Raw genomic sequence first — 12,224 nt, forward strand, 5'->3', positions numbered from 1 at the left:
AGAATGTTAAAATGTTTTAGTAAATAGAAGGAGGGATCTTGTGAATGAAATAAAATCCTCTTTAGAAGTTTGGGGAAAAGAATTGGTGGATGTCCACTTGCCGAGATGGCACGAATTACCCGAATTAGAGTTATATATGGATCAAGTAATCACACTTGTTGAACGATACTTGTCACCTGTTATTTTAAAGGAAAAGCATACCTTGCTAACTTCATCGATGGTCAATAATTATGTGAAATTAGGACTGATTCCAGCACCGAATAAAAAACGTTACAATCAAAAGCATTTAGCTTTCTTAATAGCTATTACCCTTTTAAAGCAAGTTTTAACTATACCAGAAATCAAACAAGGTATTGTTTATCAAGGTGCAGCAGTTGGGATTCGTGAAGCCTATAATCTTTTTTGCGATGAGCAAGAAGCAGCCTTAGCGGTGGTTGTTGCTCAAGCGTTAGGGAATGAACCAGTCGCAGCATTCGATCAACCAATACCTGTAGAATTTTTAATTGTAAAAGGTGCAACGTTATCTTTTGCGACCAAATTATTTACTGAAAAGGTCATTGAATTAGCACAAAAAAACTTAGAAGAAGATGGAGAACAAGCGGATGAATAAAGAGAAAATTGCATTATTAGTAGATTCAGGGACAGATGTGCCTAAGGAATTAGTCGAACAATATGGAATGTATATGATTCCGTTGCAAATTATTTATAAAGATCGTATTTACACAGATAAAGTAGATATCACACCAGAGGAAGTTTATGAGCGTTTATCTGTGGAAATTCCAAGTACATCATTGCCAGATGGTGAAACAATCACGAAAATTTTTGAAAAAATCAAAGCAGATGGGTATGAAAAAGTTTTAGCTGTTACGATTTCCAGTGGATTGAGTGGAACATTCAATGTGGTTCGCTTGATTGCAGAAGAATTTGAAGGATTGGAAACGTTCGTTCTAGATACAAAAAATATCGGAATCGGCAGCGGCCTTCAAGCGATTGAAGCAGCTAAGTTGATTGAAGCAGACCTTCCGTGGGATGAAATCAAAACGAAATTAACGAACAATGTAGCTAAAGCGAAAGTCTTTTTCAATGTTGCAACGCTAGAATATTTGCAAAAAGGTGGCCGAATTGGATTGGTTGCTTCAATTTTAGGAAATGCACTAAAACTAAATCCAATCATTTCTTGTAACGGCGAAGGTGTTTATCATACTGTAGCTAAAGCGCGCGGTAGAAAGAAGAGCTTAGATAAAACGTTTGAATTAGTAAAAGCGTTTGTTGGTGATCATAAGAAATTCGTTTTAGCGGTTGCCCAAGGGCAAGCGGTAGAAGAAGCAGAACGTTTTTATGAAAAATTGAATGAACAGTTTCCTCAAGCTGAGAAAATTTATTTTGGAACGATCAGCCCAGCGTTAGTTGTTCATACAGGACCAGGACTTTTAGGGATCGGAATCCAACTTTTAGACTAAATTTAAATACCAACAAAGGAGAGTTTATTAGATGCTTTTTGTTGGTGTTTTTTTTATTTACCTCTTATGATTAGAGATATCAATTATATTGAGATATTACTCATTGAACTTTCTCTCAATTTTAGTTGAAACAATCACGAAAATTTTCATGATTGTGGTAATCTGTTTAAGAATAAAGTGAAAGGAGGGAAATCTATGAAAAAAGCAATTGCAGAATGTCTAGGAACATTTATCCTAGTTTTCTTTGGTACAGCAACCGCTGTTTTAGGAGGCGGGATTGAAGGAATTGGTACAACAGGAATCGCTTTGGCTTTTGGTTTGACGATCATTGCAGCAGCTTACAGCATTGGTACGATCTCTGGTGCTCATTTAAATCCAGCAGTTTCATTGGGTATGTGGGTCAATAAACGAATCTCAACTATGGATTTGGTTTATTATATCGTTGGTCAAATCATTGGTGGTTTGATTGCTTCTTTTGCATTATTATCAATTTTGAATGCATCTGGAAGAGAAACAACAAACTTAGGTCAAAATGGTTTTGGTGACTTTAGTGCAGTTGGTGCTTTAACCGTGGAAATTATTTTAACATTTATTTTTGTTTTGGTTATCATGACTGTCACAAGTGCTAAAAAAGGCAATGCGAAATTGGCCGGAATCGTGATTGGTTTGACATTAACAATGATTCACCTAGTGGGAATTCCGCTAACTGGTACATCTGTCAACCCAGCGAGAAGCTTAGGTCCAGCAATTTTTGCTGGAGGAGAAGCATTATCTCAAGTTTGGGTATTTATTGTAGCGCCGCTTATCGGTGGTGTACTTGCTGCTTTAGTTAGCAAATACTTACTTGATACTGAAGAGTAAAAATGAAAGGTGCTTGGTAGGATCATTCTATCAAGCCCTTTTTTATATACAAATGCTAACTGAATATAAAAGAAGAAAAATCTAAAAAAATAAACCCTCTAATGTTTGTTCGGCTGTTGAGCGAAGCAAGCATTAAAGGGTTTTTATTTAGAAAAAGGTGATTTTCTTGTTTGTTGTATCAACTGTTGCTTGATCACCGATTGGAATCGTAAAAATAGGTTGCGTGTGACCAAAATTCATATCATAAATCACAGGAATCTCTCGTAATAAAGGATACTTTGATAAAATCGCTAAAAGCCGTTCTTCTGTCATGTCTGTTTCTTTAGGAAAACGCCCAATCAGCAAGGCTTGTGGGTGCTTTACTACTTGAAGTAAGGCAGCTAGTCCACGAGCAAAATCATGGTAATCATTTTCTTCAGCATTTTCAACAAATAAAATCGATCGTTCGAGATCTGGTAAAAAACGAGTACCAAAAAGCAATTGGAAAGTACCTAAATTACCACCGTAACAAGTACCAGTCACAGGTTCAGAATGGCTGTAAACTTTCCAATCATTGGCAAATAATGTCCTTTTGGGATCAGGTAAATACCATTCGTCTTGGCTCCATGATTCAGAGGCAGATACGTCAAACGCTTTCTCATCAGTCGTTGCGTGCAAAAAGGTTTCAGTTTGATAATCTTGCAGTTCATCCATTTGAAAACTAGAAAAATGAGGGCCAACATACGTCAATAACTTCGTCTTAGCTGTGATCGCATTACACAATGCCGTGATATCACTATAACCGCAAAAAATTTTTGGGTGACGTTTGATTAGTTCAAAATCAAGATAAGGCAATAATTCATTACTATTGAACCCACCGATCGCTGTTAAAATTCCTTTGACATTGTCATCTGAAAAAGCGGCATGTAAATCTTTGACACGACTCATGATCGAAGAAGAGCCAAGAACATCTTGTTCATTTGTGTGTTCAGCAAAAGTAACTTTGAATCCTAAATCCGTCAACTTTTTCTCAGCGGACTTAATCCCCAAATCACTCAAACGTGAAAAACTAGTAGATGGCGCAATGACTCGGATTTCATCACCTGCTTGTAATCGTGGTGCTTTCATTTTTATCGCTTCCTTTTAAAAAACTTATTCTTAATTATAGCCAGAAAGCCTTTGTTTTTGCAAGATATAGATAAGAAAGAGTAAGGACTCTTTTGTCAAAGATGAAACAGTGGACAAAATAAGGTATAATGAGGGAGAATATGTTTAGACTACGAAAAGACAAAAGGAAAAAGAGGTGCCTCTTATATGAAAAAAATATTAGTTGTAGATGATGAAAAGCCGATTTCAGAGATTGTGAAATACAATCTTACTAAAGAAGGATATGAAGTATTCACTGCCTATGATGGTGAAGAAGCTGTTGAAAAAGTCAAAGAAGTAGAGCCAGACTTAATTATCTTAGATTTGATGTTGCCAAAAATGGATGGTCTGGAAGTTGCCAGAGAAGTTCGTAAAACTTATGATATGCCAATCATTATGGTAACCGCTAAAGATTCAGAGATCGATAAGGTTTTAGGATTAGAATTAGGAGCAGATGATTATGTGACAAAACCATTCTCTAACCGAGAACTTGTGGCCCGTGTCAAAGCAAATTTACGTCGTGGTGCAACAAGTGCAAAAGAAGCAGAATCAACTACTCAATCGGAACTTACGATCGGAGATTTAACGATCCATCCAGATGCCTATATGGTATCAAAACGTGGAGGCAAAATTGAACTGACTCATCGTGAGTTTGAATTGCTTTATTATTTAGCTAAACATATCGGTCAAGTCATGACTCGTGAACATTTACTTCAAACTGTTTGGGGTTATGATTATTTTGGTGATGTTCGAACAGTGGATGTGACAGTGCGCCGTTTAAGAGAGAAGATCGAAGACAGTCCAAGTCATCCGACTTATTTAGTCACACGTCGTGGTGTTGGTTATTATCTTCGAAACCCTGAACAGGAGTAGTGATTTATGAAGAAAAAAGTTCACTTTTTTCAATCGGTAAATTTTAAGATTGCATTATCATTTATTTTGTTATTATTGATTGCGATCCAAATTATCGGCGGATATTTCATCCGTGAACTGGAATCGACAACAATTAACGATTATAAACAAAATGTTGATCGGCAGGTAAACCAATTAGCCAGCACTCTTAGTCCCAAGCTCGGCGAAAAAGATCGTGATCGAACAGAAATCGATGCCAATTTGAAAAAAACATTAAGTGATTTTTCAGCTTCTGAGACGATCGAAGCCCGTGTGGTCGATGATAAAGGAATCGTAAGAGCAACCAGCGATTTAAATCGACAAGGAATTGTTGGCAAGAAAAATGATTATCGAGACTTGAATGACTTCAGTGCCAAAAAATATTCAGCCATTGATAATGATAAACGTGTATACATTAATGTTCAGCCTATCCAATCCCCGACTGGCGACACAGTCATCGGGGTTCTTTACGTTAAAAGTAATACGGAAAACAAATATCAGGAGATCACTGACACGGCTCGGATCTTTTTTACCGCCTCAATAATAGCAGGTGCGATCTCGATAATCGTTACAATTTTGATTGCAAGATCGATTACTCAACCAATTGGAGAAATGCGAGAACAAGCTTTACGAATTGCTAAAGGCGATTACACCGGCAAAGTTAAAGTTTATGGTAAAGATGAATTAGGGCAATTGGCAGAAACGTTCAATCAGCTTTCTGAACGGATCGAAGAAGCACAAGAAACGATGGAAGCTGAGCGTAATCGTTTAGATAGTGTACTGGCCCACATGACAGATGGGGTTATTGCAACAGATCGACGAGGCAAAGTTATTACAATCAATGAAATGGCCCTGTCTTTATTGAATGTGAAAGACGAAGACGTAATTGGTTCTTCTTTACTGGAACTATTAGACATTGAAACAGATTATACATTGCGAAAATTGTTAGAAGAGCCAGAAGAGATTTTAATTGATCGTTCCGCATCGTCAATGGAAGAAGATCAAATGATCATTCGTGTTGATTTTGCAATGATCCGTCGAGAATCTGGATTTATTACGGGACTTGTCTGTGTATTACATGATGTAACAGAACAAGAGAAAAATGAACGTGAACGTCGAGAATTTGTTTCGAATGTCTCTCATGAGCTACGTACACCATTAACGAGTATGCGTAGTTATATTGAAGCTTTAAGTGAAGGGGCATGGGAAAATCCTGAAATTGCGCCTAACTTTTTGAAAGTGACACTGGAAGAAACGGATCGAATGATTCGTATGATCAATGATTTATTAAATCTTTCAAGAATGGATTCCGGCAATGGTGAATTACAGTTGGAATATGTCAATTTCAATGAATTGATCAATTTTGTTTTAGATCGGTTTGATATGATGGTTGAATCAAATGATAAAAAGTATACGATTCATCGCGAATTCACAAAACGTGATTTGTGGGTGGAATTAGATACGGATAAAGTGATGCAAGTTTTAGATAATATTTTGAATAATGCAATCAAATACTCACCAGATGGCGGAGAAATTACGTGCCGTCTACTTGAAACCCATAATAATGTTGTTTTCAGTGTAACCGATCAAGGATTAGGTATCCCTAAAAAAGATGTTAACAAGGTCTTCGAGCGTTTCTATCGTGTTGACAAAGCACGTGCTAGAGAACAAGGTGGGACGGGTCTGGGGCTTGCTATTTCAAGAGAAGTAGTGAAAGCACACAATGGCGCGATTTGGGTTGAAAGTCAGGAAGGTCAAGGATCTACTTTTTATATCTCCCTGCCTTATGAACCATATGAGGAGGACTGGTGGGAATGAAAATAACAGAAAAAATCGTAAGATTCGGCTTGATTTTCTTAGTACTACTCAGTTTGTATTTTTCAGTTAGCATTTGGCTTAGTTCCTCAAAAAAAGAACAGCCTATCAAAAATGACTCTCAACTTACGACAGCAGTTGTAAATGAACGAGTGGATACGGATGTATTTTTACCGTTACGTTTAATTCGTATGCAGGATGGAAAGTCGGAGATGAATACGAGTGAGAATCTGATCACAAATATTCAAAATGAAATAAAACATAGTTCTTTTGGGAACTTGACACAAACCGTAGTTGGAGATTCAGAACAGTTTGAAAAAGCTTTATCAATGGAACAAGGATTTGAACTACTATACGAAGGGCCATTTTTGTTAAGTGAATATATTTCTGTTTATAATTTAGGGTTGAAATCAGCAGATATCAGCATTGATGATAGTTACTTTACGTGTATTCAAGTGGATTTAACTCATAATAAGATTCGTTTTTTGGATTTTAACCGTAAAGATGTCTATGAAGCATCAATTACAATCGATACTGAAAAAGTATTAACCTTAATGAACAAAGTTGGTGTACAATATAGCCAAATTTCAGAGCAACAAGCTGTTGCTGGGAAGCATTATTATTTATCAGAAGATCTTAAAATGAAAAAATATAGCTACATTTTAGCATCTCAGCCTGTAACAAAATTCCGTAATGCTTTTTTCGCTAATGTTGAAGATATTCAAACAAACGAAGATAGCAAAGACTTGTCCTATACAAGTGGGAGTGAACGATTAACAGCTGATGAAAAATTGGGAACGATCCACTTTAATGGAGAATTAGTGTCTAGAACAGCAAAAGACAATATCTACTCAGATAGTTTCAAATATATAAAAAAATTAGGAACGAATATGGGGAATATCCGTTACTTTGACCGGACGGATGCTGAAATCAATTATCGAACATTTGTAGAAGGATTCCCCGTCTTTAGTGAAAATGATAAAGGTCAAGTTCGGATCACGATCGGTAATGATAAAGCTGAAAAATCAACAGTAATAATTGAGACCAGTGTTGATACGATCCAAGTACCGATTCCATCAGAGGAAGAAGTTGTCTTGAAGAGTACTGAAAGTTTACTGGAGCAATTGATTGCAAATGGTGCTAACTCAGAAAAAATCAATTCAATGGTAATTGGCTATACTTGGCATAAAATCGAAGAAATAACACAAGTTGTTGATCTGACTCCAGAGTGGTACATCCGCTATGATAACAAATGGTATCCAGAGCGCGAATTATTGGAAAAACTGGCCAATTTGGAGGTGGAATAATGGACTTCAAACGAATTGAGTGGATTTTTTTCCTAGCCTTTTTGGGCTTGAATATGTTTCTTTTCGGCATTTATCAAAAAGGGATAAAAGAAGAGAGCAGTGTTTCTTTTTCTGATCAAACAGACAGTATTGAAAAGCGTTTAGACAAAGATGGAATCACCTTTAAAGGTACTCTTTCTGGAGAAAAAAAAGAGGGCTATTATTTAAGCGGTGAACAAACGAACTTTTATGAAACAATTCAAAGTGAGCGGGAAAATAGAGACCGTAATTTTTTTAAGAATGGCATTGAAATGATCGATAATTCACTAACGGTTTACCCTCAGATGAATTATACTCAAATGAGCTATTTTGTTGATGAAAAGAATATTGGGAAGTCCTTAGAAGCTTTTTTGAATGATAAAGACAGTGTCTTATTCGGTAGTCAATACCGTTATTTGCCTGACTTTTCTACTTTAAATGGAGAATTTCCGGAAATAATTGTATCTCAAAGCTATAAAGGAATCCCTTTTAAAGATGATACCGCACAAATTTCTCTGAAATTGGAAAAATCAGATGAAACAGATGGTTTACACAAAATCTACAAGTATACACAAACTCATATTCAAGCAATGGAAGAATTACGAGATAAGATGGATTTGTCTTCTGAACGCGATGCTATTGAAACGTTGTATATCAATAACAAAATTCCGAGTAATGCTAAGATTTCATTTAGAGAGTTAGCATATACAAGGATTTATAAAATTCGTGAGAAAAATGTGTATGTTCCTGTGTGGTTTGTCGGTATCAAGTCTAGTGGTAGTAATTTGCAAATTGAGCAAGTGAATGCCATGAGCAATACAATCATTACAAATAATACTGTACCAAAGGTGGAAAATCAGTAGAGATGGTTGTATAATAAGTAGCTGTAGACTAATGAAGGGAAGCGAATAGAAAAATGAGCCAAGAAAAAGCTTTTAACATCAGCATTCTTGCAAGCGGCAGCACTGGTAATTCGCTTTTTATTGAGACTGAGAACAAAAAGTTGCTTATTGATGCAGGATTAAGTGGAAAAAAAATCACATCATTACTAGCTGAAGTGGACCGTAAACCAGAGGATTTGGATGCTATCTTAGTGACACATGAGCATCGCGATCATATTCATGGGGTTGGCGTTCTAGCTAGAAAATATAAATTAGATGTCTATGCGAATGAAAAAACGTGGACAGCAATGGATCCGTTGATCGGAAATGTGGCACTTGAACAAAAACATATCTTTGATATGGGGAAGGTCTTGACCTTTGGTGATATGGATATTGAGAGTTTTGGTGTATCTCATGATGCCGCTGCGCCACAGTTTTATCGTTTTTATAAAGACAATCGTTCCTTTGTGATGTTGACAGATACAGGTTACTGTAGTGACCATATTCGTGGGACGATCAAAGATGCTGATGCGTACCTGATTGAAAGTAATCATGAATTAGAAATTTTGCGGATGGGTCCATACCCCTGGAGTTTAAAACAACGAATTCTAGGAGATAAAGGTCATTTATCTAATGATGACGGTGCTTTGGCAATGGCTGATGTAATCGGAGATCATACGAAACGGATATATTTAGGCCATTTGAGCAAGGAAAATAATACCAAAGAGCATGCCAGAATGGCGATGGAGTCGATTTTAGCTGAAAAGGGATTGGGCGTTAATTTTGATTTTAATGTCTACGATACAGATCCGGAATCGGCATCAGAACTATTTGCGATTTGATAATTTAAGAGTAAGCCAACGATGTTTCAAGTTTTGGCTTACTCTTTTTGTTATTCAACGAATATATTATAGATATTTTAATATATGCTGGCTTGTCTTGTTTTTTTGTAATAGGTGCAGTATAGTTAATTATATTTTGGAATGTTAAAAAAAGCATCCGTAAAACATATGATTACTGGTGTTATTTTTAGCAGTAGGAGGAATTCCATGTTTCAGTTTTTACCTCATTCAGTTTTACAAATGGGCACTATTTTTCTGTCAATCGTGATTGAAGCATTACCTTTTGTTATGCTTGGTTGCGTGATATCAGGAGCATTACATGTATTTTTAACACCAGAAAGAGTAAAAAAAATACTGCCGAAAAATAAATTTTTGTCAATTATCGTTGGCAGTTTATTAGGGTTCTTTTTCCCATCTTGTGAATGTGGCATCGTACCGATTGTTCATCAATTTGTTAAAAAGGATGTGCCCACATACACAGCATTTGCATTTATGATCACAGCCCCAATTATTAATCCAATTGTTCTTTTTTCTACGTACATTGCTTTTAGCAATTCTATTAAATTTGTTATCTGGCGTGTTGTAGGAAGTATGCTTGTTGCATTAGTCGTTGGTGTTTGGCTGGCTTATTTTAATTCTGAACCTATTTTACAGCAAGCGGAACTTGATCATGTATGTACCTTAGAAGAACATGGACATCAGCATCACGAAAATGAAACATCTTGGCATAAATGTTGGTCTGTTTTGACGCATGGGATCGATGAATTTTTTGATTCAGGTCGTTATTTGATTTTTGGTTCTTTATTAGCTGCTGCAATGCAGACTTATTTACCAACAGGCGCTATATTACAACTAGGTCATACTAAGATTCTAGCTATTTTAGTCATGCTTGTTTTAGCAGCGACATTGTCTTTGTGTTCTGAAGCAGATGCATTTATCGGCTCGTCATTATTAAGTCTATTTGGTAGCGGACCTATAGTAGGGTTTCTCGTTTTTGGACCAATGGTAGACATCAAAAATTTATTGATGATGAAACGTTATTTTAAAACGTCGTTTATGTTGAAATTTGTAGGAATTGTTACGGTCGTTGTCAGTCTGTACGCATTAGCAATCTAAGGAGGGAAAGAGCAGATGATTCGATTTTTGATTTTAATTGGGTATACAATATTAATGATGTATTTGCAGGTATCAGGTAGATTAAATCAATATATTAATGTCCATTATAGCTATTTAGCGATCTTATCAATGGCGCTTTCTTTTGTTTTAGCAATCGTTCAATTGATTCTTTGGAATAAAGAAGAGGATAAGAAGACAGAAGATCATCATAATCATGCAGGTCATGATCATGGGTTGAATAAACCGTATCAACGTGGAATTGCGTATCTTTTATTATCTTTACCATTGATCGTAGGATTTATGTTTCCTACAATTAGTTTGGACACTTCGATTGTTGAAGCGAAAGGGTTTAATTTTCCTTTGAGTAAAGAATCTGTTGGAGATCCAGATGTAGAGACACAATTTTTAAAACCTGATACTAGTATTTATTTTGATAAAACAGACTATAATGAACAAATGAAACAAGCGTTAACGAAATATGTCAAAGATAATCACGTAACTATCACCGATGAAAATTATTTAGAAGTAATGGAATTGATTTACAATTACCCAAGTGAATTTATCGGTAAGACGATTTCTTATAAAGGATTTGTCTTTAATTCTAAACAAAAAGAACAGCTAGATACCTTTGTTTTCCGATTTGGTATTATTCATTGCGTAGCAGATTCTGGAGTATTCGGATTGTTGACGAATATGCCTGAAAATCAGACATTTAATAATAATGACTGGGTAGAGTTGACAGGAACGATTCATTCTGAATATTATGCTCCGTTTAAACGAGAAATTCCAACTGTAGAGGTTACAAAAGTAAAACAAGTAGATGAACCGAAAAATCAGTATGTTTATCGTTCATTTTAAGTAAAAAAGTACCAGCCAGAAATTGGCTGGTACTTTTTTACTTATTTTTTCCAGATAAGTTTAAACTCGAGTTCACCAGTAGCATCTATTTGTTCATTGAGTAGTTGAAATCCTTGTTTTTTATAAAAATTTACGGCAATTTGATTTTTTGCATAGACAGAAAGGCTTAATGTATCATGGGCTTGTTTTGCTGTATTCAAAAATTGTTGACCAATTCCTTGTTTACGATGACTGCTCGTTATAAAAATTCCGGCAATATAAGAGTCATTCATCCCCATAAAACCGATTATTTGGTTATTTTCGCGATACACATAAAGTTCAGATTTAGGCAACTGTGCTCTTACAAAATCTAGATTTTGGTTCCAGTAACTTTCTGGAATAAACGGATGTGCTTCACAATTAGCTTTGAACCAGATTTTAACTATTTCTTCTAATTCAATTGGTGTTAAGTGGCTGATTTTATTTATCATTCTTTTGTTCCTTTCTTATTTTGAATATGAAAGAACATTGACTGCACTCATTAACTCACCTCAGTATTTCTTATTTAACTAGTGGATTTATTTCTCTTCTTTTTTTCTAATCAAACTCACAATATCACGTTTTTCTCTAAAGTTCCTGATATTGTGATTCAAAACTTCGGATAAAACTAAACCTAACGCAATAGCACCTGCTATCATAATTGCTTGTACCGCTGAATAAACAGCTGTTTCATAGTTTCCAATCACTAAGTTTCGAACGGCTTGATAAGCTAGTCCTCCAGGAACTAAAGGCACCATGCCTGGAATGTTAAAAATAGTGACAGGTAGCTTTAACTTTCTTGAACAGATAAAACTAACAGCAGCTACACTTAAGGCTCCAAGCAAGGAACCTAAGGCAGCATTAGCGCCTAATTGAACGGCAAACCAATAGAACATCCAGCCGGACGCTCCGGATAGTCCACAAGCAATCAATGAACGTCTAGGTACATTTGTAATGATAGCATAAGCTGCTGATGCTAAAAAACTAAAAGAAAACTGAATTAGTAAATTGGTCATTTGAAAACCTCCGAAT

At 35.8% G+C, this 12,224-nt stretch carries 13 protein-coding genes; 10 read left to right on the forward strand and 3 right to left on the reverse strand.

What is annotated here, in order from left to right; all coding sequences use genetic code 11:
• The first annotated feature begins 40 nt into the window (after window positions 1-40).
• The 3 genes from IGJ02_RS06225 to IGJ02_RS06235 all read left to right on the forward strand — a co-directional run bounded on the left by IGJ02_RS06225 (window position 41) and on the right by IGJ02_RS06235 (window position 2,321).
• Window positions 41-610: a DUF1836 domain-containing protein gene (locus IGJ02_RS06225; RefSeq protein ID WP_430603666.1), complete on the forward strand. Its 570-nt coding sequence runs from the start codon at window positions 41-43 to the stop codon at window positions 608-610.
• Window positions 603-1,460 (forward strand): DegV family protein, encoded by an 858-nt coding sequence (locus tag IGJ02_RS06230; RefSeq protein WP_430603668.1) that lies wholly within the window; start codon window positions 603-605, stop codon window positions 1,458-1,460. The genes IGJ02_RS06225 and IGJ02_RS06230 overlap by 8 nt, the downstream gene beginning before the upstream one ends.
• A 195-nt stretch (window positions 1,461-1,655) precedes the next feature.
• Window positions 1,656-2,321: an MIP/aquaporin family protein gene (locus IGJ02_RS06235; protein WP_010760963.1), complete on the forward strand. Its 666-nt coding sequence runs from the start codon at window positions 1,656-1,658 to the stop codon at window positions 2,319-2,321.
• Between the two features lie 147 nt (window positions 2,322-2,468).
• On the opposite strand, the gene IGJ02_RS06240 is transcribed toward IGJ02_RS06235, so the two are convergent.
• Window positions 2,469-3,428: a S66 family peptidase gene (locus tag IGJ02_RS06240; protein ID WP_430603671.1), complete on the reverse strand. Its 960-nt coding sequence runs from the start codon at window positions 3,426-3,428 to the stop codon at window positions 2,469-2,471.
• A gap of 186 nt (window positions 3,429-3,614) precedes the next feature.
• Here IGJ02_RS06240 and yycF point away from each other — a divergent pair, with 186 nt between their 5' ends.
• From yycF to IGJ02_RS06275, 7 genes are all read left to right on the forward strand, one after another.
• Window positions 3,615-4,319: a response regulator YycF gene (yycF, locus tag IGJ02_RS06245; protein WP_010760965.1), complete on the forward strand. Its 705-nt coding sequence runs from the start codon at window positions 3,615-3,617 to the stop codon at window positions 4,317-4,319.
• A 6-nt stretch (window positions 4,320-4,325) separates the two neighbouring features.
• On the forward strand, window positions 4,326-6,155 hold the full coding sequence (gene walK / locus IGJ02_RS06250) for a cell wall metabolism sensor histidine kinase WalK (RefSeq protein WP_430603674.1): 1,830 nt from the start codon (window positions 4,326-4,328) through the stop codon (window positions 6,153-6,155).
• Window positions 6,152-7,459: a YycH family regulatory protein gene (locus tag IGJ02_RS06255; RefSeq protein ID WP_430603677.1), complete on the forward strand. Its 1,308-nt coding sequence runs from the start codon at window positions 6,152-6,154 to the stop codon at window positions 7,457-7,459. Before walK ends, IGJ02_RS06255 begins: the two co-directional genes overlap by 4 nt.
• A complete protein-coding gene (locus IGJ02_RS06260; protein WP_430603679.1) occupies window positions 7,459-8,340 on the forward strand; it encodes a two-component system regulatory protein YycI in 882 nt (293 codons plus the stop codon). The genes IGJ02_RS06255 and IGJ02_RS06260 overlap by 1 nt, the downstream gene beginning before the upstream one ends.
• Before the next feature lie 53 nt (window positions 8,341-8,393).
• Window positions 8,394-9,200, forward strand: coding sequence for an MBL fold metallo-hydrolase (locus IGJ02_RS06265; RefSeq protein WP_430603681.1), 807 nt, complete (start codon window positions 8,394-8,396; stop codon window positions 9,198-9,200).
• Window positions 9,201-9,407: 207 nt separating this feature from the next.
• On the forward strand, window positions 9,408-10,316 hold the full coding sequence (locus IGJ02_RS06270) for a permease (protein WP_430603682.1): 909 nt from the start codon (window positions 9,408-9,410) through the stop codon (window positions 10,314-10,316).
• A 15-nt stretch (window positions 10,317-10,331) separates the two neighbouring features.
• A complete protein-coding gene (locus IGJ02_RS06275) occupies window positions 10,332-11,174 on the forward strand; it encodes a TIGR03943 family putative permease subunit (protein ID WP_430603684.1) in 843 nt (280 codons plus the stop codon).
• A gap of 41 nt (window positions 11,175-11,215) precedes the next feature.
• Here the strand turns inward: IGJ02_RS06275 and IGJ02_RS06280 are convergent, their stop codons facing one another.
• Entirely contained in the window at window positions 11,216-11,644 is a 429-nt protein-coding gene (locus IGJ02_RS06280; protein ID WP_010760972.1) for a GNAT family N-acetyltransferase, read from the reverse strand.
• A gap of 87 nt (window positions 11,645-11,731) precedes the next feature.
• Window positions 11,732-12,208: a threonine/serine exporter family protein gene (locus IGJ02_RS06285; protein ID WP_010760973.1), complete on the reverse strand. Its 477-nt coding sequence runs from the start codon at window positions 12,206-12,208 to the stop codon at window positions 11,732-11,734.
• Window positions 12,209-12,224 lie beyond the last annotated feature (16 nt).

The organism is Enterococcus sp. DIV0724b (assembly GCF_050531475.1).
GTDB lineage: Bacteria > Bacillota > Bacilli > Lactobacillales > Enterococcaceae > Enterococcus_L > Enterococcus_L haemoperoxidus.